Genomic DNA, 23,760 nt, shown 5'->3' on the forward strand with positions numbered 1-23,760 from the left:
TGCCTCAGTAACATGAGACAGCCCGGCGGTTGCTGAAAAATTTCTTACAGGAAAGAACCCAGTATCAGCGCTCCGGACACTATTTTATTAGCCACTTCGTTCTTCAGCCTGGCATTAGGATCTACTTCAACAGCACCAATGCCCGGCACCACCTGCTCGAAGAATTTTCCCGAGAGCTGGCTTGGTTTACCATTGCTGATGGAGATGTATTGCCTTACATAAACCGTATGAAGCAAGCGCCTGTGCAACGACTTCTGTTCCTTCTCCGGCAGGTTATTCACATAATATCTCAAAAATGGAACATAGGGTGACGTTGTATCCTTTTGCTCGGTTTTAGGTGAGATAAAAACGATGCCTTTTTTTCCGGCCAGTACGTAGCTGCTCACTTCTTTTTTCTCGGTAATTATCTGCAGCGTAAGGTATTGGTAAAAGGGAACATCATATTGTTTATGCTGATGCGTTACCATACCGCGCCTGGCTGGTTTTAAATACTTTGTCACCAGAGGACGGAGCGCCTCAGCATTCAGGTCTTCGCTTTCTACATCGATAATATTACCGGTAGCGTCCACCTCGACACGACAGGAATAAAATTCACGTTTTCCGGAGGGCAGCAACCGGGCGAGCTCCCTGCCTGCCATAACCGTATCAACATCCTCTTTGAGGACTATGCGCACCGGCCTATCCAGTTCGTCCATCCCGAAAGGTTTTCCTTTATCGAGCCTTTCTCTGAAGTAGTCCTCCTCCTGCTGCTTCCGTTGCGCTTCCGCTTCCTCCTGCTTTTTTTCTTCTGCTTTCTTTGCAGCGGCTTCGGCTTTCTCTGCGGCTGCTTCGGCTTTTGCAGCCGCTACAGCAGCGGCATTTCTGGCAGCCATTTCCGCAGGCGCGATGTCGTATTCCAGTACCTGTATGCTCGCCATACAGACCGTAGGCATTACGTACATGCCTTCTTTAATCACCACATTTTCATCGATCCTGATAATACCATGTCCAATCCGGTTGCACAAAAAGTAAACCGGAACAACGGACAACGTGGCAGGCGTGGTCGCTGCGGCGGTTTTCACCCCGGTACAATGAATGCTGTAGACATCAGTCGGCGCATAAGGCGTAGGACCGACAGAAAGCCCGGCAATCATCGGAACATCTTTAAGCAGTCCCGAACTGCACATATTACCTTTTTGGAAAGCCTCTGGTATCATCTTTACCAGGATACTTCGTTTTAGCGGAACAACCCACTTCTTTCCCTCAGGGACACGCGAGCCAGTGGTAAGGAGAACGACTTTCTGGGCGTAGACAAATGCTGTTGCCAACAAGGCAAGGACAGCCAGGAATAGTTTCTTCATAGGTATGACAGGTATGGGTTATAATTTGCCCGTAAAGATAAAGGAAGGATATATAAATTAACAAATCTCCAAATTATCGTGTACTATTTAATGGCGTTTTGCAGTAACAGGTTGCCCCTCTCGCGTCCATAGTGATAAATTTATCATTATAGGCCGCCCCGGCTGAAATGGATATATTTGAAACACCAAATGTAACCGTGCCTTATGTATGTCAAAAAGTTACCCGAACTGGACTATGGCGTAGCCACCACCATCAAAGCCCTCGGCGGCAAGTGGAAAGCGTGCATACTGGACTGTATCCATCTGGGCATACGCCGTCCCAGTGAGCTTTGCCGTAATATCCCCGGCGCCTCCCTCCGGGTGCTGAGCCAGCAGTTAAAAGAGCTGGAAGCCTGTCATATCGTTTACAAAAAGGTATATGCGGAAGTGCCGCTGCGGGTGGAATATTATCTTACCAGCTGGGGTGAGTCCCTGTGGCCTGTTATCGTAGCTATGAACGAATGGGGCAACGCCTACCTGCACCATTACTGCGACAGCCTGCCGCAACCAGGCGCTGCGCGCTGTGAAGAATCGTGAGTGTCAGCCGTGCTTTTCCGGGTTATTGAACAGCCACAATACATTGACAATCGTCCGTTGAGCTTTACCAGGTGCATAAAATCGATCCACTCATCGGTATCAACGAAAAAGGGAATAGGGTTACCGTTTGCGGAAGGAGAAGGTCAAATAGAGACGCTGAGGCGATTTCTAACAAATTTTTTTTCCGCTTTTCTCAATTCCTTACTGGTACCGATAATATGCTCTTTTTGTTTTTCAACGAGCCGGTACCAATAGGTAGCAGGAATCGTATTATTCGAATGGAGTTCCAGGCGAATGACGATACTTTCATTAGGTGTTCTATGATTATTAATCAATTGGCTGAGCATAGTTTCGTGAATATCTATCTCGGCTGCAAATTCATTTCTTTTCTTATGAATCAGCTGGAGGTATTCTTTCAGAAAATATCCGAACGTCAGCTGCTCATCGTATTCCTTTTTATTGATGTATTCTTCCAGACGAAATTTCAATTGTAACAAATTAGCAATCAATCGTTCCCGCTCTGTCATCGCTGACTGTGTCTTTTTCCGGGCTGCGGCGAGCTGCCTTCTCGCTTCTACCTCCTGTTGCGGCGAAAGTTTTTCAGTCATTAATATATCATTCGCAAGCTCTTTCACTTTTCTCTTTGAAAACCCTTTCTTCACATACATAAAACATATTTTTTTACAATATTCAATAATCTCCATCCGTCAAGAAACAACTGCCAACCCGCGTCCAGCATTCCATATTTTTCGATATAGTGATGTCTGATCTCTGTTTTAGGTACCAGGGAAACACAGGCCATATCTCCGTATTTAGTTAAACTCAATTGACAAGCATATCCTATCAAACATCCCACTATTCCTTCATATTTTTTTCCTTTTCCGATATTTTCTTTCGATGAAGTAATCAGCTTTATCTCTATCCTGGCTTCATCCGGAAAATGAACAAGTCCCATTACTCCCAAAATGCCACCTTTTTCCTTCAATTGTAATTGATATACCACCGGATTCCCCTCCAGTGTTTGCCAATTAAAAAAGAATCTGTCTTCTGTCAGGTTTTTAAGGTCCTTTTTTAGCGTTCTGGCTATTATGACACTTTTTCTTTCGCCTGAAGCAAGTTCGATAATTTCCATTGCTGAAGGTACAAAAAACTTTACAAAAAACGTAAACTTTTCTTTGCTTTTTACCGCTTCACCACCCTAAAACCCAGGTTACTAAACGATGCCCCGCGTTTCACGCTGCCGATATCCACAGAGTTAAAAAAGCTGCAGGAGTTTTTGCTGCACCACCAGGAACCGCCGCGGGCGTGCACTGCCCTGCTGCCGGCCTTGTCCGTTGGCAGGCGGCCTTCGCAGTATTCAAAGACGTTCCCATATACGTCATACAATCCCCATGGATTGGGTTTAAAGCTGGCTACGGGAGAAGTATACATATATCCGTCGGTGCTATCGGCCTGAAGGTGGTCGCGCCCTTTCCATATATTGGCATAGGCAGAAAGCGGCGTCATTTCATTTCCCCAGAAATAGGTGGTGGCCGCACCGGCACGGGAGGCTATTTCCCATTCGTCGAGGGTAGGCAGTCTTACCCCCGCCCAGTCGCAGTAAGCAACGGCGTCGCGGTAACTAATGGCCGTTACCGGATGGTCCATTTTATCTTCTATGCCGCCCCGGGTAATACCATTGGGATAACGCCAGCAGGCGGTGCTGTCTTCCAGCCAGCGGAACTCGCGCAGACCGGGAGTGAATACCAGTGCATTTTTCCTTCGCTCTGCATCTGTCACATAGCCGGTGGCCTGTACAAATTTTTCGAATTCGGCGTTGGTCAGTTCGGTGGCGGCGATGTCAAAACCGTTGGTATGCACGGTCCGTTGCGGATTGTTGATATACCCCTCCCTGCCGAGTGAATAGTCGCCGGCCGCCACATGCACAAAACGTTTCGACTGGGCATTAACAGCATTTACCCCGGCCAGCAGCAGCAGGACCGGGGTAAATCGTTGCAGGCAATATGTTAAAAAGCCGCTCATTTACGGATGGTATTATAATAATCAGTGGCTCTTTTGATGATCAGGTCTTCATTGGCCTTGTTGTAGTCGATGTAAGACTGGTAGCTGGCATCCGGTCCATATAACTTACGGAAGGATTGCGACTCCATAAACGGCTTATATTCATTGTTCTTCATTAGTAACATCAGCAGCGTCAGCAGATCACGGTCTTTCTGGTCCCTGTTATACAGTTCAATGATATAGGGAATCATCTCTCTTCCATTGATTTCCACGATGGCCATTTTATAGTTGGCGCCCATTCTCTTGCTACGGCCGCTGGACTCTTTGATCAGCGCCATCACGGAGTCGCGGTTGCTGATCAAAAACTTGACCTGCCGGTCGCTCCACACGCTTTCACTGAAACCATCCGCCATCATGCCGAATATTTTTTTGTCTTCGTCCTGAATAGGTGGGCGTATATCACAGTTCTGGGCGTTGATTTCCAGGTGGATCATATGGTAGGTAAACTTCTCCCGGAAAGACAGGGACATATAATCCTTGTTACCCATAGGGGAGCTGTCGTCCTCTTTATAAGGGATCTTCTCGATCAGCGCTTTTACCCTGGCCAGACCATAGGGCGGTACCGTTAACTTGTTTCTGTAAGCTCCATAGGCCTTGCTGGTGTTACTGGGCTCTCTCCATTCCGGCCCTTGTTCCTGGGCGGACAGGTGTAAACATCCTAAAATGGCGGTTACAAACATCAGATATTTCATGTATTCGTGTTTAGACTGCTAAAATAATACATCTCCGTATTATTTAAACCTTCGCGATGCACTTTCCGGTCCGGAGGTGCGTTCCCGAACCGCTGCGTGGCTGCTTTGGCGGCCGTAAAGGAACATATCAAAATAATGGCGAAGTAGCGCAACTGTTTCATCGTTAAAAAGGTTTAATGACCGTATTAGTTGCTGCAGATAAACTTTCATTACAGTTTTCTCAAAAAAAAATTTTCCGGCACTAAGAATAGTGCCGGATCAGATTCTAAGTGGATACAGTTCAGATATCTATCATTTCCTGTGCAGCTTCCATAGGTACGTCTGTTCCTGCGTCGATCACTCCTATGAGTGAGTATTTTCCTTTGGGTACATTGTCGGGTATTACAAATTCCACCACGCGTCGCTGTTCGGGAAACAGGGGGAATATTGGTGCATCGATCTTTGTTTTATCGCCCGTGACGATGTTGGACAGCTCCAGGTAGCTGGTGCATTCCAGTTGCACCGTCCCGGTATTCTGACACACGATGTGGCATACCCGGGCGCTGGTATCGGCGCGGTCGAAGGAGAGTATCTTAACGTCTTTATAAGTCAGGGACGGGGGCGTCTGGTAGAGATGTACCCCTACCCTGACTTTATTATTCACATTGGTCTTCAGCCCGCTGGCAGATTCCACCACCTGTTCTTCCGTGGTTTCGAGGAAGAGCATGGTCCACTTCATTTCACCGGTGGCGCCGGCTGAATCGGGTACCTGCATTTTGATCGGGATATCCACGGTCTGCCCGGTGTCTATCTCCACAAATGTTCTGTCCAGCTTCACCCACCGGGCGCAGGATCGATCTATAGATCCCGGCGCGGTGTAAACATGGGCGCCCAGCGAATCCCTCACCCAGTCGGAGAGGTACAGCGTAAACTGTTTTTTCTTGTTCAGCCGGTTGACGATATACACGTGGGCGGTGCCCGTTTGTCCGCTGTTCAGTTTAAAGTCAATCGTAGACGGTTTTATCGACAGCCCTCTTTTAACCGTATCGGCGGTGGCCCTGGCGCCTCCCAGCGCGGAGGGCATCCCGGCGGGCATTCGTATTTTACCGGTGTCAACAGCCGGCGGCGCGAACCTGTTTTTTTTACCGGTAGTATCCTGGGCCTTTAATAATAATACGCTGAATAGCAGGAATAATAATAGCATCAAATGTTTCATAGCACGGTAGTATTTGATGATGTCAGGTTAGATACCTGGTTTTCCGTCTGAGCAATAAATCAGGTGTTCCAGTTTTCTGATATCGGTGATAATAATTTTCCCATCCCTGATACTGATGATATTTTCATCACGCAGGTCGCTGAGTGTCCTGATCAGGGATTCTTTGGCCACGCCGGCCAGTGCGGCCAGATTACAGCGGCTGATGTTCATACTGAACTCACCCTGGTTGGACGGATTGTATTTTTTGCAGGTGATCAGCAGCGCTTCTGCTACCTTCTTGCGGAGAGGGCTATAGGCCATCCGGAGCATCTGTTCCTGTTTTTCGGCGATGTTGCCGGCGAGAATGTCCAGGAATTTGCGCAGAAAGCCGCTGTTGTATTCGAAATGGAGCTCCAGGTCGGTGCGGGAAATAATAACGAGTTCAGCATCTTCAATCACCTCGGCTGTTTCACGGTACCTGCCGCCATCCAGCAGGGCGTTGAACCCGATAAAATCGCCTTCGTGATACAGGCCGGTGATGAGTTCTTTTCCCTCTTCATTCCATTTACTGGTTTTCACTTTGCCTTTAAGGATATAAAAAATGGAGGCTGCGGTTTTCCCTTCTGCATAAATGATACGTTTCTTTTTAATGCTGATTACGTTGCCGTCGTCGATCTGCGCTTTCAGCAGCTCGTCCACAGTAGTAACAGGGTTAAAAGCATGCATAACCGGGGTTAATGAATGTTTACAATCAGCTTCCTCTTCAATGAACATTACCTTTTTCATCTTTCTGCAATTAATTAGGACATGACAATGACATACATACTAACTCGTTTTGGGGAAACGGTCAGGTAAAAGGATATGGCTAAATTTTCTTGAAAGAGATGGTGTTTTCTTTCGGGGTTATCATCAGGATAGAGCTATCAAGACCTGGGGGTATACCTAAATAGGGTGTATACTTAAACAAATTAATCTCAGCTTTTTCATAATCATGGTATTTGGGGTTTAACTTTATTTACGTGTTTTAAACATCCTCACAACCCTGCTCCTGTCAACAATCTCAAAATCCGCCGTGCCTTCCAGGCGAAGCCCTACGTCCACCGAACAGGACATCACCCTGGGTTTTATCTTGTCATTGAACGCCTCCGGGTTCAGCGATACTGCATACTTACCGGCGGGCACGTTCAGAAAATAACTGCCCATATCGTCCGTCAGGGTGCTATACAGCATGCCTGTACTGTCTGTTGCGATTACTTTTATATTGCTGCGAGGGAAATTACTCCTGGCCAGAGAATCAGAGCTGATCACGATTCTCCCTGTTATCACCCGGCTTCGCTTAAAAGGGATGAAAACAGTCCGGTCTTTGTTCACTGGAACGGTCTGGGACAAGCCGGAAGCGGGTACTACGCCTCGTACGTTATTAGCGCTACCGAAATCCAGTTTGTAATTGCCTGGGGTGACATTGCGATAGGAGATAGCGCCTCTTTCATCTGAGATAAAGGGAATACTGTTGATATTGATCTGCAGATCAGGGATAAGCTGTTCTCCGGCTTCCTTGGTTCCGTTAGCATTAACATCGAAAAATGGTAAAAGGTTCAGGGTGAAATATTTTTTTCTGAAAAATAAAGGCACATTAAACTTTTTAGTCATTGATATGCTTACGTACTTTTCGCTCAGCCCATTGGGCGTAAGGCTGCCGCTCTCCAGGGGGACCATCGCAGATGCGCTGAAGTCCAGGCCATTCCGGGAATTATTGTACATCACATTGCCGCCCACCTGGTGATATACCCTGCCATCATACAACGACCTGGAGAAATTATAATAGACATTTGTTCTTACCTTTTTCCACAATGTAAATGCCATATACGGGCCTGCCAGCATCGTTTGTATATACCGCAGAAAATTCTTCCCGGAGGTCTGGTCAAACACGGGTTGTTGCATGTAATTACCTTTCAGGCCAATGAAACGGTAAGCAAGCGACATGTTTGTATTGGTCAGGAAAACCGCTTTTTTGTCTGTTCCGTATGATCCGTTATATCCGCTAATGGAATTCAGGTAGAAACTGAATTTTTTGCCTGCTTGTTGTCTCACATACATCTCGCCGAAAATATAGTCAGGCATCGTGCTGCCCAGCGCTATACTTTGCCGCAACAGGCCGCCGCTGAGGGAGAAGGAGCCATTTCTGAAACCATGGCTGTACTTCAGGCCATACTTATCGATATTGAACTTAAACGCATCAGAGCTGTAGACCGTATCCCGGAGGGTGTTAACACCGGAACGGTTGTACTGGTAAAAAGCACCCAGTGCGTTGTTGCCGAATTTCCAGCTGAAATCGTGAAAGTGATACATCAGTCCTTTGTTCAGACCGGGGAAGTAGTCACTGTAATACTGTGCCAGGCTGGAGAAATCGATTCTTTTGGCGTGCCACGCAAAGTTGTAGCCCAGCGCCGCCCCCGGTTTGTCGGGAAAGCCCGGCACCTTCGCCGCGAAAAAATCCATACCGGCGCCGGCACTGACAGACAGCAGCAGCCTGGGGGTGTTGAACAACTGTAATTCGTTATTGAAGAGATAAGACTGCCGCCGCTGCAGGCGGTCCACATCCCCGGCAATCCCTTGCAGCATGACCATCTTTCCGACCGGGTACCTGGCTGTCATCATAATATTGTCGTTGGTAAATGATGTCAGTACATTACTGTGTTTGGTGGCGCTGATGGAGAATTCCATATTGGCCTTGGGCCGATAGGTAAATTTGCCGCCGTTGCCGTAGGAAAAGAAATATTTGATATCGCTCATGTGTCCGATACAGAGGTCCCATTTTTTTGTCCGGTAATTGAACCCGAGCACGTTTTGTTCGAGATTGTTACCGAGACCATATTGTTTGGTGCGATAAAAGAAGGAAAGCCTGTTGTCACCAATGGGGATCTCACCGTGCATACCACCATAGTAACTAACCTGCTTTCCCCATATCATGACGCCTGTCTCAAGCCAGAGCGGAAAGGTAATATAGGGGGACTCTTTTTCCCTTCTTTCATGCTGCACTCTCTCCAGGGTAGCGTAGTGCATATATCCCACGCCGGCCGTATCTTCTACATTGATCTGCAACTTCTCCGTTTTCAGCATGCTCAGCGCCTTGTCCTTCAAACGGCAGGAAAAAGAGTATACGGTGTCTTTACCGGGCTTTAACCAAAATTTTTCGGTACTGTTGATATCAAGATTTCGGTTCCTTATATTGGCCAGGTAAGCTCCGGGAACGGTACCGGTGTTCCTCACCCGGAGCGTGACCTTAAAGTCTTTCTCCTGGCCTCTCAACTGGATAACACTGGTGATAGGGGTAACAGAAAATTCACAGATGGGTTCCGCTTTCACGAAAAAACGGTAAGCCTTTGCGTCTATCTGCAGCTGTACCGGCCTCCAGGACGCCGGCGCATTCTGCTGTCGCATCAGCACTACAGGCACTACCTCCGATTGATCCGGCTCCAGCACTTTGGATAACGATTTTGCAGGAGACATCAACCGCCAGCCTTCCGGGACCGTCACCGACAACTGAAAGGACTGTGCCTGATGGTACTTATTGGTAATCCGGATATGATTATACAGGAAGCGGCTATCTTTACCGGCAGCCAACGAATCCTTCAGCGTTACAACAAAACCGGCAGTTCCCTGCCCGAAAACAAACGGGCTGTAAGCATTACAACAGAGATGCCATAAAATGCACAACATGGTTTTCATCTGACTGACAGGGTAAAAAGGGGTACATCCAACATAATATCTTTCGGGGCACATCCAACTTACTGAGGTAACATCCGATTATCTGAGGTAACATCCAACATAAAAAACATCTAACAAATATCCGGCGGCGAGCCTGGGAGCAAGTAAGCCTTCTCCGTTGAAAAGGCTTACTTGAGTGTCCTGTCTCAGGTATTATAACTGTGTTGCAGTCAGAATTACACCAATACCATAGCTACCTGCAGCAAAGTCCCATCCCGGATCAGCTTTGAACTTCAGGGAGAAAGGCTTGTTGCAGCCATGTGTACCAGAGTTGATCAGCGGAGCAGCAGCTACTGTCAGCGGATTCCAGGTCATCGGAGTGGCATTGGTACCACCGGTGCCATTGCTGTGAAGATTGTATTTCAGTACAGTGCTGGGCATGATAGTGTTGCCAACGCCGCTACCTACATACAGGAAATTGGGAGAAGAAGATTTGATGGTAACATTAAAATCCCTGTTGGAGCTAACAGTGAAATTGCTGGTTTTGTGACCATAGAAATCTTCAAGTTCTTCACCGCAGTTATAATCTTCCTTGCAGTCGAATTTTGCACACATCACATCAATGGGAGGGCAAATTTCAATGATATTCTTCAGTTCAAGACAAACGAGCACTGTTGCACAATCAGAGAGACCAGGGCCCGGATTGGGGTATGAGTTGTTGTTGGGAGAAACAGGAGCAGATCCTGATTGCGCGTAACCTGCTAAAGCAGCGATTGCAAAAGCTGCAGACAATAATAGCTTTTTCATTTTTTTTGGGTTTAAAAGTTTTGAGAAAACAGCAACCTGAATGATGAAATGCGCATTCTTTTATCAAGGTTTGTGACACAATATTAGAGCTATTTAAATTTCGTAGTGATGACCACCATCATCATTTCAAAATTCTTTTAACATCTTGTCATATCATCCGGTCACATGCACCAAAGATCAGCCACCAGTAAACAATACAGCCATTTAAAAAAACATCCCGTTAACCGATGATTAACGGGTAAATACTAACGCAACCGATTGTTTGAATATCTTCCCTCCACTCCTCCTTTATCTTTTTTATCGCTTTCAGATACCTGCCACAGCGCAGCCCGGTCCATAGTTCCGTTGCCCTATGCTCCACCCGATAAACACGATAAAAACAGCCGCTATTTTACACTGTCCATATGCCGGCAGCTGCATCTGCCGCATGAATAAATCCCGGCTTCATCAGCATAGATATTGTTAAAGCATTATCTTCGGTCGTAATTTTTTACCATCGTAAGTATGAGATACCTGCTGTTTGTATTGTTATTTGTTAGCCAGATTACCACCAGCGCCCAACAGCTGCCACCTTCCACCGTCGCCGATATGGCCCGTAAACTGGGGCAACTGGAGATTTTAACACCTGCCGGGCAGGAAGAGCTGGTCCGCTTCGCTGAAGGCCAGCCCCTCCAGCTGTACCAGGGACTCGATAAAACGCAGGTACCGACGCAGGCCGTCTTTGTGGCGGGAGCCGACTTTCTGGACATCCTTCCGGGTCAAACCCGGATACCACCGGCCATGCTGGATTCCCTGGCCGCCATCCGGCAGTACCCGTGGTCCGGGCATGACAAGGAGTTTGCCGAAGCCCGGTTCCTTTCCGCGCAGTTCCCCGGCCGTCACGATCTTTTCGACTTTCTGGTCTATTCGGCCGACTACTTCCGGTCTAATTACGACAGCAGCGACACCGTCACCACCCGCCTGCGAAACTGGTTCGGCCCTGCAATGGCGCCCTACCTGGAAGACAGCACCGTCGAACTGGCGGTCAACGATCAGACAGATACGCCGGCAGCCCAACAGGAAAGGGTAGCGATCTATGCTCCTTACCTGCGTTGGGCCGATCTTTTCCGCCAGGCAGGTTTCCTCCCGGAAACCGATTCGGTGATCAATGTTTATTATCACAACGGGAAAAATATCTACGGGTCTGTCAGCCACACAAATGCCCTGCGGGACCTGGGAAAATACATCACCTATCTGGATAAGTACCCTTATCTGAAACAACAGCAGCTGCTGCTCCTCGATACACTGCAACAAGCAGGGCTGATCGACGACGCAGGGAAACAGCAGGTCATCGCCCGCTATAAGCCTTACACCCTGCTGTCTTCCGATGACATACTCTCTGCCTGCAAAACCGCCGTGCCGCTCTATACCGCTACCGACATCCAGCCGTACGACCTGATACCGCAGCATACCTACGGCCAGATACCGGTAGCAGCCATCCGGGCATTGTACCAGCGGGTGACCGATAAGGTGTCCCGGCAGCTGTTTCCTTTAACGGCAACGGATATACGGGTACAAAAAGCAGCGCCTGGCGCCAACGGGTTATATCCTTACCAGGAAGAGCTTTCCCTCGGCCGGTCGGCCAAAATACTGTCCGCCACCCTGCAGCTCAACGGCCGCCTGTACCGGGAAACGATCGACGAAAAAGAATTTGAATCATGGATACGGCCGGAGAATTTGCAGTTCCTCAATCACTACCTGGAAGATCAGCATGACCTGCGGCGCTTTTATTATATTACGCCCAACCGCTTTACCGGCTACGAGCCATTGCAGCCCGACACCGTCTACCTCGCCTTGCTCAACCAGCGACAGGCGGAACTGCTGCAGTCGCCCTACCTGTTTGACCGCATAGAAGGCTGCTACAACGGCAGCCCCGGCGATTACGATTACGCCGTATACCCCCATCAGTATTTTGACACCACCAGCCGGTTAAATAAAGTGCAGATCGACGCTTTTGTGGCGCTTTGCCAAAAACACAGCCTGTTTCCTCAACAGGATACCGCCCTGTTACAGGCTTCCATACGGGAACAAAACCCCGTCGCTTATGAAGACGCGCTGACCTTCTCCCCTGCCTGCTTCAACAGTGCAGCAGACCTGCAGAGCCTTGTATCACGTACGGAGACGGCGTTAAGAGAACTGCATACACGCCAGTTCCGTTTAACGGTGACCAATCCTCCTGAAAAGGCGGATGCGCTCTCTGTTGTCAACGGAGCGCTGGGCAAACAGGGGTCGCCCTTCCGCCTATACCAGCTGGCATACAGGGAAGATTTGTATAGATATCAACGTTATATTTTGCTAAAACCTGCCGCAGCTGCGGCGTTGAAAAAACTGTCGCCCGGCATTTTCGCCGGAGCGGATAGTGGCCGTTAACCGGCCACTACTTCCTCCCGGGGTTGAATAATGTGATTGATACCGTTGTTGATCATTTTTTCCAGCAGCACATAGCCGCCGTTGGGTTGTTCATGCGCAAACAGCCGCTCCGCTTTGGTGATCGGCGACGCCCAGTACAAATTAACAGGGTCATTGTAAATGAGGGGCATCTCAAAAGAAGGGCCGTTGTACAGCGCGGCAGACAGCACCAGGCTTTCATAAGGCGCCGGCAGTTCATTAAAGCTGATGGTATGCCCCTCTCCCAGCCAGGTGACCTGCCTCCAGGGCCTGTCGGCCAGTCCGGAGACCATACCGGCAAGGTTCATCATCGTCTTTTCGTCGAAATCTTTTTTATTGATGGCAATACCCAGTTCCATACGACGGAAACCAGCCGCCTTGTCATTATACAGCATTTCCACCCATGGCATGGGCCGGATACTCACGCCCAGCGTCATGAAATACACCACGTCATCTTTCTCAAAACGGGCCATGCCAATGGGTGGCCACTTACCGCCGTCGATGGCGTAATATTTTTCTGTCGGCCCCAGCTGCGCTTCATAGGTATCGAGATATTGCTGTTGCAGGATACTCCATGTCTGGCTGGTTTCATCGGACCAGTCGTCCCAGAAGGCCATGGCGCCCATTACTTTTTTATGCAGCTGGTTGGTGGCGGGCGTCCCGAGCGGGAACATCAGGCTGTCGTCTCCACCACCGGTGCAGTCTGCCGCATACCCTACGGCACGCTCCTGCGTGTACAGCGTCCAGCCGGGGATAACGGCCATCAGCTCATCATCGTAGAGCACAGCGGCGCCGTCGCCTTCTTCCATCCATACGATGCGGATCCGTTCGGGATCTAATGGTGCTTTACCTTCCGGGTGGTTACAATAACGGGCCTCCAGCATAGGGGCCAGGCCTTCTTCCATCGCCTGCACATCCTTGTCTGCCGGCGCCGGCTTCAGGTTGCGCAGCCAGCAGGGGCGCGGGGAATATTTGTTTGCCAGCAACTCTGAAGGATACAGGTAAAAATAGGCTACTCTGTCGTCCTGTTCCACCACCGCATACATGGTATTGCGGCTGTTCGTTTCTTCTATCAGCATAACCGGATCTGCCATAACATCAACTTTTATAGTAATACAGAATTCCCCAAAAATAATGTATTCATCGTTGTCATTAGTATTCCAGCAGGAAATCGATTATTTTGTTGAACATAAACCATCGAATATGAAATTTTCCACGTTCCTGCTGACAGCCCTCCTGCTGGGCTGCATACAGCTGATGGCCAAAGAAAGGCAACTCTATCAGATTAAAATCTATCACCTGAAAACAGCCGCCCAGGAAGCGCGGGTAGATAGTTTTCTGCAAACCGCTTACCTTCCGGCGATGCATCGTGCCGGTATCAGCACGGTGGGTGTCTTTAAGCCGGTAACGACAGACACCGCCGATATACGTATTTATGTACTGGTGCCCCTCCGGAATATCGACCAGTTATTACAACTCGATAAGAAGCTGGCTGCAGACAAAGCTTTCCGCGAATCAGGCCGGCCTTACCTGGACGCTGCCTGGAACGATGTTCCCTACAGCCGGCTGGAATCCATACTGCTACAGGCATTCCCCGACGCGCCGGTAATGACGATGCCGGCATTGTCATCTCCCAAAACCGAACGGGTATACGAATTGCGCAGCTATGAAAGTCCTACCGAACAATATCATGTCAGCAAAGTGAAGATGTTTAACGAAGGCGGAGAAATCAATATTTTCCGGCAGCTGGGCTTCAACGCGGTATTCTATGGCTCCGTGCTCTCCGGCAGCCGTATGCCCAACCTGATGTATATGACCACGTTCAACAATAAGGCCGATCGCGACGCACACTGGAAATCCTTTTCCGCAGACCCCGGCTGGAAGAAACTGTCAGCCATGCCGGAGTACGCACACAACGTGTCAAAATCTGAAATCATCTTTTTGCATCCAACAGATTATTCCGACATATAAAGCAATTTAGCGGTTGCCTGGTCCACGCTAAAAAAAATAAAAAAGTTTTTTCAGCGTACTTGCCACTCCACAGGCGCCAGCAGGACACCCTGTTCAAATGCTTTACCAGCAAGCCATACCGCAGACCATCATTTCATTTTTTCAGGAGGAGGCACACATTTCCTGACCGTTAACGACAAAAAAATTTTGTGTTAAATTTTGTAGTTTGATTTTATTGCCTACATTTGCAACCTCATTGCGAGGTAGAGCAGAGGTAGCTCGTCGGGCTCATAACCCGAAGGTCAGTGGTTCGAATCCGCTCCTCGCTACAAAAGAAATCCCGGGTAACACCCGGGATTTTTATTTGGTGACCCAACCGTCTTTCTCCTCAACATACCTCCCGGTATCAGAAATAAATAGTATTATTATATTGTAAAATATATCAACGGAGATATCCTTATCACCACAAACATTCATCCTTTTTATTAACAACAATTAATCCATGAAACAAAAACCATCAATGGCATTTATCGCCACATCCTGGGTAGGACTGCTCGCCGGGGTTGTGGGATACCTTATCGGACTGTGGAACGCTACGATGCAACTGAACGAAAAAGGCTATTATTTCACCATACTGATGTATGCGTTGTTTGCGGCGGTATCCGTACAGAAATGCGTACGCGACAGGCTGGAGAATATTCCCGTAACGGACATGTACTACGGCATCAGCTGGGTATCTATGCTGATCGCCATCGTGCTGCTGATCATCGGTTTATGGAACGCCACGCTCCTGCCCAGCGAAAAAGGGTTCTATGCGTTCGCTTTCCTGCTGAGCATTTTCGGCGCCATCGCTGTGCAGAAAAATACCCGCGACAGCCAGGCTGCTAATAAAGAAGCTATCAGGACCAACGAGTAGTATCACGCAAAGGCGCGAAGCAACAAAGAGCGCAAAGAATTAATTTTTTAAGAATTATAAGAAAGCAAAGGAGCGGAGATCAAATTTGATCTCCGCTCCTTTGCTTTCTCTGCTCGCTTATATGATCTTTGCGCTCTTTGTTGCTTCGCGTCTTTACGTGATACCAGCGAGCAGGCGGGTTACAACGTATAGGCGTTTACATTACCTGAAAAATCCGCCACATACAGCATCCCGTTGTAAACAGCCATATCGGCAAATACCGGCGCTCCCACTGCAATACGGCGCAGCATCTTCCCGGAAGCGAGGTCCACTGCATATACAAACCCGTCGGAAGCCCCTACCAGCAGGCTGTTGCCAGCCAACAGCGGTGTGGACTCTATTGTAGCGGAAGCCGGAGAGGTGTAGGGAGCGGTATAAAACAGTGCTTCTCCCGGCACAAACTGCCATACCTGCGCTTTGGTGTGTTTATCGAAAGCGATCATCCCGCCGGAGGCGGTACAGGTGATGATGTATTGTGCCGTCACCAGTGGCGCCGTCATGGTTTTCAGCTCGGCGGCCACCGGGATACTGTCGATCGTTTTGCCGGTAGCGGGTTCCAGCACGTGCAGTTTGTTGATCCCGTGCACGTATAATTTATCATCGAAGAAGGCAGGGGTGCCGCTGCGGAAGCGGATACCTTCATCGCTGCGTTTCCATTGTACGCGGCCGGTAGCCGCATCATGGGCATAGAGGTGGCTCCAGTTGGAACCGGTGATCAGCTGACCGTTACGCAGGGCCATGGCCGCGGGTGTTCCTTCGCCGCCGGTCCAGTCGCGGTTGGTCCATTTCACCTCGCCGGTACGGATATCCAGCGCCTGCAGGTTACGGCCGGCGCCGGTGTAATAAACCCCGTGCTGTGCCACGCCTCCGGAATTATACCCGGGCAGTGACTGCTGGAGTCCCTGGTGCTTCCAGCGTACTTTCCCCGTAGCCGCGTTCAGCGCGTAGGTCACGCCTTCTGCGTCGGTGGCCAGGATGCTCCCTTCGCTGTAACTCATGCTGTGCTTGATAGAGTTACCCGCAGTGAATTGCCACAGCAAACGGCCGGTAGCCGCGTCCAGCGCGGTAATGTAACTATGGTTATTGCCTTCGTCGTCGATGGTGCCCACAAATATTTTGCCTTCGGCACAGATGGGTGATGACTTCCAGATGTTACCACCGATGTTGGCCGTCCATTTCAGGGACAGTGTTCCCGTACCGGGAAGGCGGGCAGCGCCTGTACGTTGGGCGTTCCCAAGTACCTCCGGCCATTCGGCGCTTTTAACGGCAGGTAACACTGTTTTTATCAGCCGGAAAGTATCGCGGGTGAAAAGAATACGGCCGGTGCCGAGGGTGGCCTCTACCGTGGCAGTATATACGTCGTTTTTACCGGCGGCGGGTACCGCGGCGGCTGCGCCCCAGTTCCAGTCAGTCCGCTGCTGCAACGGCAGCTCCTTCAACAGGTTGCCTTTTTTATCGAACATACGGAAGCGCACTGCCTTCACCGGGGAAGCGGTATGATAGGCATTCACGCTCACCACCATCTTATCCTGATCAAAAGCGGTCCCGTTGGCCGCCGGCGATACCAGCGTGAGCTGGTTTTCTACATAGGTATAACGGCGTTGCACCAACGAAATACCGTTTTTATCGATGTCCACCACGTCGAAGTTGGAGGCGGAATTATCGATACCGCCATCAGGCGGCGGGGCTGCACAGAGCGACCGGATGCCGGTATTGCCATGGGTACGGGCGAAATTGATGTGCCAGTGACCGTAAATCCAGGCTTTCAGGTTATGCTCGTTCAGGTTGATGCTGTCATTGCCGGCACGCACGGCAAACAGCGTGTCGTAAGTGAGGAGGTCGTGGTTAAACACAATCACCGGTTTGGCCGGATCTGCATGCGCCAGGTCGTTCTTCAGCCACTTCACCACGTCTTCCGCCGTATACGAAGGCTGATAATCGCCATAACGCATGGGTGTTACAATAAAGTGGGCAGGCCCCGCTTCAAAGGAATAAAACACCGGTCCGAACAGGGATTCATACAACGCTTCGCCATAAGGCCCTTTTACAAGATCGTGGTTGCCGATACAATAATAGACCGGCAGTCCCATGGTGCGGGTATTAACATGCTGTGCGTGAAAGGCCATCCCTTTCTCGTAGCAGATATCGCCGGTATGGATCATGAAGTCGGCGTTTTCGTTGCGGGCATATTCTTTAGCCTCCGTCATCCAGTTGTTGAACTGTGTGGTTTCTGTATCTGCCAGCCTGACAAACTTTGCTTTATCCCCTGCTGCTTTACCGCTGGCCAGCAGGCCAAATTCATAGGCTGTGCGGCTGCTGTCTGCAGGGATATAAAATTCTTTCGTGGTACGGTAGCCGGCGGGCGTAGTGATAAATACAAAACGGGCGCGTGCATGTCCCGGCAGCCGGAACCGGCCTGCTTTGTCAGTAATGGTTACAGAAAGGCCGTCAGATACCCTTACGCCGGGAAGACCGGTTTCGGCAGCGTCCTGTTTGCCGTTGGCGTTGCCATCGAGGAATACGGCTCCCGAAAAGCTTTGCGCCATGGCGGTATGCAGGGAGCAACAGGACAGGAAAGCAAACAAAATCTTTTTCATCGTCAGTGTTTATATAAAAAAAATACGAATTACAGATGGCGAACCGCGGATACCTGTCAATATGAAACAATAAGGACTGACAGGCGTTTCCGCAAAATTCGCTATCTGTAATTCGTGTTTTACGGTGTGAGATTACCAGCCCATGATCTGCTGCAACTTGTTATTCAGTACCAGTTGCTGTTTAGGGATCGGGCGATAGTAAAACTTAGGTTCTGTAAAAGTACGTCCCGCGCGGTCTGCCGTAAAGAGGATATGACCGTTGTTGCCATTCTCCAGGTAGAAGTTGTTTTGACCACCGTTTTTGTCCACCAGGTAAAAACGGTTCAGACGCGCTCTTACATCTGCGGGCAGCCCGGCGATGGAAGAGGTATCGGTGGTATTGGGCAGGATAGCGATATCCGCCACACCGTCGCCGGTCATATCGATGCCACCCATGCCGGCCACGTACATGCCAGCCGGGGCCTCTTTGAGGCGTGAGCCGGCAGCCCAGCGGTTAATATCGTTGAGACGTTGTCCTTCACAGGCCATCTCCACCCTGCGCTCGCGGCGGATCTCCAGGATCACGCCTTTGTTGGCGCTGGTCACGTTATACTGACTGCTCATTACCGGGTCGGGGTTGCCGTTAGCGGCTACCATGCTCAGGTCCGGCATCTGCACGCGGCGGCGCAGCAGGTTCACGGATTGGTCCAGGTCTGCCTGTGACAGCTCCAGCAACTCGGCCTTCGCTTCGGCGTAGTTCAGCAATACCTCTGCATAACGGTATACCGGCAGTGCAGTATAGTTAGCGTCCCATCCCTGCCGTTGTTTCGGATCACGGGGATAGAATTTCAGCTGATCGTAGCCGCCGAGGTTAGGCTTAGCGATATAGGGGTTGTTATCCTGCGTGGTGCTAAAACCGGGATAGGCCACGGTTTCCGCCAGACGCGGGTCACGGTTTTTAAAGGTGGTGGTGTAATCCATCTTGTTATAGCCCGGCTGGGAAGTAAACGGCGTACCGTCTGTCATCAGGTAGCTGTACACCAGGCTCTGGCTGAGTGACCATGTCCAGCCCAGTACGCTGTGGGTATTGTTACCCTTGCCGAGGCTCTGCGGATAATCACGCCACTGGATCATCTCTTTATTATTGGCCAGGGTGGTGCTGGCAAACAGCGCGCGGTAATCGGCGCCGCCTTTACCGGTATTATAGATGTCATAACGGCTGCTGGCCATGATCTGCGCGGAAGCCCATGCCGCTTTTTTCAGCCATACGTCGGCAGTAGCCTGCAGCTTCAGTTCCGGGTGATAGCGGCGGAAAGTGCCTTCAAACAGGCAATAGCGGGACATCAGCGCCAACGCGGTGTATTTGTTCACCAGCGTGCCATTGTCTTTATTGTCCGCTTTAATGTTATCCACGGCAAACTGCAGGTCGGCCAGTACCGAATCCGCTACGTTGGCCCGGGGGTCGCGCCCTTTATACATATCGGGGTCAATATCGCTCATCACATGGCCATAGAAAGGCACATCGGAATAACGGGCGATCATGTCCGCGTAAAAGCGGGCACGGAAATAACGCGCCACACCGGTATAGTGCTTTATCTCAACGGCGTCACCTTGTGTTTTATGCACATTGTCCAGCAGGTAGTTGATATTACGCAGCTGCTTCCAGGTGTCCCAGCCGCCTACGGTGGTTGCATCCAGGGTGCCGTGTATCAGTTTATCTATTTCGCTGCCGGTGTTGCCGGAAACGTTGTCTGAGTTGTTGTCTTCATAAGGGGCAGACAGGTTATCGTCGTACAACCCATTGATGTACGTCTGCAGGTCGCCCGGTGTCTTAAAGTAAGCATCCGGTGTGATTTCCGTCTGTGGCATCCTTTGCAGGAAATCCTTGTTGCAGGAGACCGCCGCACAACCCAATATGAGGAATGGTATAATAAGCCGCTTGTTTTTCATGTTGCACTTTTTTGCTTTAATTAAAAGTTCAGGTTCAATCCGCACGAATACGTTTTCTGATAAGGATATACCGACCCGTCCAGGCCTTCCGGATCAATGTTGGCTTTCAGGTGGGAGATGGTGAAGATATTTTCAGCCGCTACGTATATACGTAACCGGTTGATCTTCGCTCTTCCGGTGAGAGACTTCGGCAGGGTGTAACCCAGCGTAACGTTCTTCAGGCGGGTGTAAGCGGCATTCTGCAGATACCTTGTCTGCGGTGCGCCCAGTTCGGTAGCGTCTTCCGCGATATAGGACTTCAGGCGCGGGAAGTAACCATTCGGTGTTTCCGGTGTCCACCTGTCCATGTTATGCACCTGTACGTTTGTCCACGGTTGCGCATATACGCCCCAGAAGTAGTGGTTGCCGGCACCGGGGTACCAGTCTCTTTTACCGATGCCCTGAATCAGCGCACGGAAATCAAATCCTTTATAGGAAGCGGTCAGATCGATGCTGTAAGGCAAACGGGGAGCGCTGTTACCGATGATCCTGCGATCGCCGGGATTGGAAACGGTATTGTCACCGTAGTCGATCACACCATCGCCGTTGAGGTCCCTGAACTTCAGGTCGCCTACATAGAACAGGTACTGCTGGTCATCTGAACCTACTTTTGCCTGGTTCGGATGCGTTTTCAGCTCTTCTGCATTCTGGAAGAAACCTTCTGTTTCGAGGCCCCAGATATCGCCGATTTCCTGTCCGTTATAATAGTTGCGTCTTTTGATATCACCGTTGTCGTAGTTGGCGAGGGTACCGGTAGGATTGGTGTAACGGGTGATGAAAGAACGGCTGTCTGCCAGGAGGAGTTTTACACCGTAGCTGAAATCGTTGCTGCCGATTTTAAACTGGTCGCGCCAGAACAGGGTCATCTCCCATCCTCTGGTTTTCAGGTCGGCAGAGTTGGTCCTTGGAGCGTCTGCACCGAAAACGGCCGGCAGTTCCTGGCTTTTGGCGAACATACCGTTGGTATAGCGTACATAACGGTCATAGCTGAACGATAATTTTTCTTTCAGCACGGAGATGTCGATACCACCGTTGACGGTCTTGACTGTCTGCCAGGTGTAGGTAGCTGTTACAGGAGCCGGGGAGAATACGCCGATCGGAATTTGTCCGTTGAGTACGGAGTTGATGTTGCTTGTTTTCATCCGCTCCATATAACCGTAGGCGTCCCATTGCTGGTCGCCGAGGGAGCCGTAGGAACCGCGGAGTTTCAGCATATCGATGCCTAAGCGGTCTTTAACCCCACGGAAGAAGTTTTCTTTGGACACCACCCAGGCGAGGGACCCGGAAGGGAAAAAGCCCCAGCGGTGGTCGGTGCGGAAGCGGGAGGAACCGTCATTACGGCCGTTTACTTCCACAATATATTTATCGTCGAAGATATAGTTCAGGCGATAGTAGATACCTCTTACCGCCCAGTCTTCAATTTCCTGGGCCTGCGTAATGTTACCGGTGGCCAGCTGGGAAGTAGGATACTGGGTACTGATCAGGTCCAGCCGTTTAACGTTGAACTTATCGTAGAAGTGATATTCCTGGTTAAAGCCAAGGAGCGCTCCCACGTAGTGTTTTTTGTTGAAGGTTTTATGGAAGTCGGTATAGATGTTATACACATTATACTTCACGGCCTGGCTGAGATTGGAGGCAGATGATTTGTTACCGTTGGTATACAGGAACGGCTGGCCCGGACCGTTGCGGTAGGCTACCGGCAGCACGTAGGTATTGCCTGTCTGGTTACCTCTGCGGAAAGTCGCATCGCCTTTCAGTGTCCACATATCCTTGATGATGCCCACTTCCGCGTTGAGGGTGGTCATGAACTCGCTCCAGGTGTCTTTGGAGCGGCCGCCGCTTTGCAGGTTGCCCAGCAGGGCTGCCCCGTCGGAAGTCCAGGTACCGTCCGGGTTGCGGGGTACGCTGAGTGACGGCGTACGGTTGGAGTTGTGGAAAAACAGGTAGTCCATGGTACTGGACGGCTGCGCGTACGTGGTATTGGTGTACATGGTGTTGCTGCCTATTTTGACACGGTCGTTAAACGTGTAGGTGGCTTTGGCGCGCAGGTTATAACGATCGTATTTGTCAGGGTTATAACGCAGCATACCATCCTGTGAATAGTAATCGGCAGAGAAATAGTAGTTCAGTTTCTCGTCTCCGCGGGAGATGCTGACGTTGGCATTATAGGCAGGTGCTGATTTCTGGTATACTTCGTGCAGCCAGTCGGTAGTACCGTAGTAGCTCCACTTGTTTTTATCGGTTGGGTTGACAATAACGTTAGGCAGGGAAGGATCGTCTTTCAGTCTTTGAGCGTAAGCCCTTTCAGCAGCGGGATACAGGTCGTACAGCGGGGTGGCTGCATCGTGTTTGTATTCCATGGTGGTCAGCGGATCGGTCACGATCTTAGGGACCAGTCCGAGGGTACGTACCGCATAGTTGGTGTTGGCGTTGATGATGAGGCGGCCGTCTTTACCGGATTTGGTAGTGATGAGCACTACGCCGAAGGCGGCACGGGCGCCATAGATAGCGGCGGAAGCGGCATCTTTCAGAACGGTGATGCTTTCCACGTCGGCGGGGTTCAGGCGGGCCACTTCCTCGCTGGTGAAGGGGATGTTGTCTACCAGGATGAACGGATCGCCGCCGTTGATGGAGGTGACACCGCGGATATTGAATTTGGAAGCGGAAGACACGCGGCCGTTATCGTTGGTGATGTTCAGGTTGGGCAGCAGGCCCTGTAAACCGTTGTTGATATTGGCGATGGGACGGCTCTCCAGTTCCTTGCCGGAAATGGCGTCTACCGCGCCGCTGAGGTTCACTCTTTTCTGTTTGCCATAACCTACCACCACCACTTCGTTCAGGCCGCTGGAATTGGCTTTCAGGGCAATATTAAAGGAGGCGCCGCTATGGGCTTTCATTTGTTGCGGCTCGTAGCCTACATAGGAGAATTCGATAATGGCATTTTCAGGGACTTCTATCTTAAACCGGCCCTCGGCGTCTGTTTTAGCGCCGGTGGTGGTGCCTTTTACCAGTACGGTCACCCCTATCAGCGGGTTACCCGCTTCGTCGGTAATACGGCCTTTGATGGGAACGTTCTGTACCGTTTCACCGGCTTCCAGGATCACGATCAGGTTGTCTTTCATGATCTTATATCCCAGGGAGGTGCCTTCCAGCGCCTTGTCCAGGATGTCCCGCACGGGAGCATCTTTCATGGCAATAGAGATCTTCCGGTCAGGGATGCTGGCATTTTTATACACGAAAGTGTAGTCGCTTTTCTGCCCGATCACATTCAGGAGCTTTCCAATGTTAATATTATTATAATTAACAGTGAGCCGCTCCTGGGAAAAACCATGTGCGCTAAGCTGTAAAAACCCTGCACAGAGCAATACGGAGGTTAGTTTCATACGCATTAACAGTTTCCTCATATTCCGCCTGGGAATATCAGAAGGCCACCAAAAGCTTTTTTTCATAAATTTGTTTCGTTAGGTTAAATAATTAGCCATTACCGGATTCTTTCGAATCGGTT

General features: G+C 50.1%; 17 protein-coding genes and 1 tRNA gene. 5 read left to right on the forward strand and 13 right to left on the reverse strand.

The window, feature by feature from the left end; genetic code table 11:
* Positions 1–44: 44 nt before the first annotated feature.
* Entirely contained in the window at positions 45–1,340 is a 1,296-nt protein-coding gene (locus HF324_RS29960) for a hypothetical protein (protein ID WP_168859586.1), read from the reverse strand.
* 204 nt (positions 1,341–1,544) lie between these two features.
* Here HF324_RS29960 and HF324_RS29965 point away from each other — a divergent pair, with 204 nt between their 5' ends.
* Positions 1,545–1,916 (forward strand): winged helix-turn-helix transcriptional regulator, encoded by a 372-nt coding sequence (locus HF324_RS29965; protein WP_168807100.1) that lies wholly within the window; start codon positions 1,545–1,547, stop codon positions 1,914–1,916.
* 143 nt (positions 1,917–2,059) lie between these two features.
* On the opposite strand, the gene HF324_RS29970 is transcribed toward HF324_RS29965, so the two are convergent.
* From HF324_RS29970 to HF324_RS30005, 8 genes are all read right to left on the reverse strand, one after another.
* Positions 2,060–2,584: a helix-turn-helix domain-containing protein gene (locus tag HF324_RS29970; protein WP_168861511.1), complete on the reverse strand. Its 525-nt coding sequence runs from the start codon at positions 2,582–2,584 to the stop codon at positions 2,060–2,062.
* Entirely contained in the window at positions 2,575–3,048 is a 474-nt protein-coding gene (locus HF324_RS29975; RefSeq protein ID WP_168861512.1) for an N-acetyltransferase, read from the reverse strand. Before HF324_RS29975 ends, HF324_RS29970 begins: the two co-directional genes overlap by 10 nt.
* Before the next feature lie 50 nt (positions 3,049–3,098).
* Positions 3,099–3,938 (reverse strand): SUMF1/EgtB/PvdO family nonheme iron enzyme, encoded by an 840-nt coding sequence (locus tag HF324_RS29980; protein ID WP_168861513.1) that lies wholly within the window; start codon positions 3,936–3,938, stop codon positions 3,099–3,101.
* Positions 3,935–4,669: a hypothetical protein gene (locus HF324_RS29985; RefSeq protein ID WP_168861514.1), complete on the reverse strand. Its 735-nt coding sequence runs from the start codon at positions 4,667–4,669 to the stop codon at positions 3,935–3,937. Before HF324_RS29985 ends, HF324_RS29980 begins: the two co-directional genes overlap by 4 nt.
* Positions 4,670–4,949: 280 nt before the next feature.
* The gene (locus HF324_RS29990; RefSeq protein ID WP_168861515.1) at positions 4,950–5,864 is read right to left on the reverse strand and encodes a hypothetical protein; all 915 of its coding nucleotides are present in this window, start codon (positions 5,862–5,864) and stop codon (positions 4,950–4,952) included.
* Between the two features lie 27 nt (positions 5,865–5,891).
* Positions 5,892–6,569 (reverse strand): Crp/Fnr family transcriptional regulator, encoded by a 678-nt coding sequence (locus HF324_RS29995; protein ID WP_168807108.1) that lies wholly within the window; start codon positions 6,567–6,569, stop codon positions 5,892–5,894.
* A 285-nt stretch (positions 6,570–6,854) separates the two neighbouring features.
* Positions 6,855–9,572 (reverse strand): COG1470 family protein, encoded by a 2,718-nt coding sequence (locus tag HF324_RS30000; RefSeq protein WP_168861516.1) that lies wholly within the window; start codon positions 9,570–9,572, stop codon positions 6,855–6,857.
* A gap of 192 nt (positions 9,573–9,764) precedes the next feature.
* A complete protein-coding gene (locus tag HF324_RS30005) occupies positions 9,765–10,358 on the reverse strand; it encodes a hypothetical protein (protein WP_168807112.1) in 594 nt (197 codons plus the stop codon).
* A gap of 504 nt (positions 10,359–10,862) precedes the next feature.
* Here HF324_RS30005 and HF324_RS30010 point away from each other — a divergent pair.
* Positions 10,863–12,767 (forward strand): hypothetical protein, encoded by a 1,905-nt coding sequence (locus tag HF324_RS30010; protein WP_168861517.1) that lies wholly within the window; start codon positions 10,863–10,865, stop codon positions 12,765–12,767.
* On the opposite strand, the gene HF324_RS30015 is transcribed toward HF324_RS30010, so the two are convergent.
* Positions 12,764–13,879, reverse strand: coding sequence for a suppressor of fused domain protein (locus HF324_RS30015; protein WP_168807116.1), 1,116 nt, complete (start codon positions 13,877–13,879; stop codon positions 12,764–12,766). The genes HF324_RS30010 and HF324_RS30015 overlap by 4 nt on opposite strands.
* A gap of 109 nt (positions 13,880–13,988) precedes the next feature.
* Here HF324_RS30015 and HF324_RS30020 point away from each other — a divergent pair, with 109 nt between their 5' ends.
* The 3 genes from HF324_RS30020 to yiaA all read left to right on the forward strand — a co-directional run bounded on the left by HF324_RS30020 (position 13,989) and on the right by yiaA (position 15,651).
* Positions 13,989–14,756 carry an NIPSNAP family protein gene (locus HF324_RS30020; RefSeq protein WP_168807118.1) on the forward strand — a complete coding sequence of 256 codons (768 nt, stop codon included), beginning with the start codon at positions 13,989–13,991 and terminating at the stop codon, positions 14,754–14,756.
* A gap of 236 nt (positions 14,757–14,992) precedes the next feature.
* Positions 14,993–15,064 (forward strand) — tRNA-Met (locus tag HF324_RS30025).
* A gap of 173 nt (positions 15,065–15,237) precedes the next feature.
* The gene (yiaA, locus tag HF324_RS30030) at positions 15,238–15,651 is read left to right on the forward strand and encodes an inner membrane protein YiaA (protein ID WP_168807120.1); all 414 of its coding nucleotides are present in this window, start codon (positions 15,238–15,240) and stop codon (positions 15,649–15,651) included.
* 179 nt (positions 15,652–15,830) lie between these two features.
* On the opposite strand, the gene HF324_RS30035 is transcribed toward yiaA, so the two are convergent.
* From HF324_RS30035 to HF324_RS30045, 3 genes are all read right to left on the reverse strand, one after another.
* On the reverse strand, positions 15,831–18,287 hold the full coding sequence (locus tag HF324_RS30035; RefSeq protein WP_168807122.1) for an outer membrane protein assembly factor BamB family protein: 2,457 nt from the start codon (positions 18,285–18,287) through the stop codon (positions 15,831–15,833).
* Between the two features lie 132 nt (positions 18,288–18,419).
* Positions 18,420–20,216, reverse strand: a complete 1,797-nt coding sequence (locus HF324_RS30040) for a RagB/SusD family nutrient uptake outer membrane protein (RefSeq protein WP_168807124.1) — start codon at positions 20,214–20,216, stop codon at positions 18,420–18,422.
* Positions 20,217–20,236: 20 nt separating this feature from the next.
* Positions 20,237–23,638, reverse strand: a complete 3,402-nt coding sequence (locus tag HF324_RS30045; RefSeq protein ID WP_220101251.1) for a SusC/RagA family TonB-linked outer membrane protein — start codon at positions 23,636–23,638, stop codon at positions 20,237–20,239.
* Positions 23,639–23,760 lie beyond the last annotated feature (122 nt).

It is taken from the genome of Chitinophaga oryzae, from assembly GCF_012516375.2.
Lineage (GTDB): Bacteria > Bacteroidota > Bacteroidia > Chitinophagales > Chitinophagaceae > Chitinophaga > Chitinophaga oryzae.

What these genes read in the sequence shown, in the direction of transcription:
- HF324_RS29960 (WP_168859586.1), bottom strand. Translation starts at nt 1,340, where the DNA reads ATGAAGAAACTATTCCTGGCTGTCCTTGCCTTGTTGGCAACAGCATTT.
- HF324_RS29965 (WP_168807100.1), top strand. Translation starts at nt 1,545, where the DNA reads ATGTATGTCAAAAAGTTACCCGAACTGGACTATGGCGTAGCCACCACC.
- HF324_RS29970 (WP_168861511.1), bottom strand. Translation starts at nt 2,584, where the DNA reads ATGTATGTGAAGAAAGGGTTTTCAAAGAGAAAAGTGAAAGAGCTTGCG.
- HF324_RS29975 (WP_168861512.1), bottom strand. Translation starts at nt 3,048, where the DNA reads ATGGAAATTATCGAACTTGCTTCAGGCGAAAGAAAAAGTGTCATAATA.
- HF324_RS29980 (WP_168861513.1), bottom strand. Translation starts at nt 3,938, where the DNA reads ATGAGCGGCTTTTTAACATATTGCCTGCAACGATTTACCCCGGTCCTG.
- HF324_RS29985 (WP_168861514.1), bottom strand. Translation starts at nt 4,669, where the DNA reads ATGAAATATCTGATGTTTGTAACCGCCATTTTAGGATGTTTACACCTG.
- HF324_RS29990 (WP_168861515.1), bottom strand. Translation starts at nt 5,864, where the DNA reads ATGAAACATTTGATGCTATTATTATTCCTGCTATTCAGCGTATTATTA.
- HF324_RS29995 (WP_168807108.1), bottom strand. Translation starts at nt 6,569, where the DNA reads ATGCATGCTTTTAACCCTGTTACTACTGTGGACGAGCTGCTGAAAGCG.
- HF324_RS30000 (WP_168861516.1), bottom strand. Translation starts at nt 9,572, where the DNA reads ATGAAAACCATGTTGTGCATTTTATGGCATCTCTGTTGTAATGCTTAC.
- HF324_RS30005 (WP_168807112.1), bottom strand. Translation starts at nt 10,358, where the DNA reads ATGAAAAAGCTATTATTGTCTGCAGCTTTTGCAATCGCTGCTTTAGCA.
- HF324_RS30010 (WP_168861517.1), top strand. Translation starts at nt 10,863, where the DNA reads ATGAGATACCTGCTGTTTGTATTGTTATTTGTTAGCCAGATTACCACC.
- HF324_RS30015 (WP_168807116.1), bottom strand. Translation starts at nt 13,879, where the DNA reads ATGGCAGATCCGGTTATGCTGATAGAAGAAACGAACAGCCGCAATACC.
- HF324_RS30020 (WP_168807118.1), top strand. Translation starts at nt 13,989, where the DNA reads ATGAAATTTTCCACGTTCCTGCTGACAGCCCTCCTGCTGGGCTGCATA.
- yiaA (WP_168807120.1), top strand. Translation starts at nt 15,238, where the DNA reads ATGAAACAAAAACCATCAATGGCATTTATCGCCACATCCTGGGTAGGA.
- HF324_RS30035 (WP_168807122.1), bottom strand. Translation starts at nt 18,287, where the DNA reads ATGAAAAAGATTTTGTTTGCTTTCCTGTCCTGTTGCTCCCTGCATACC.
- HF324_RS30040 (WP_168807124.1), bottom strand. Translation starts at nt 20,216, where the DNA reads ATGAAAAACAAGCGGCTTATTATACCATTCCTCATATTGGGTTGTGCG.
- HF324_RS30045 (WP_220101251.1), bottom strand. Translation starts at nt 23,638, where the DNA reads ATGAAACTAACCTCCGTATTGCTCTGTGCAGGGTTTTTACAGCTTAGC.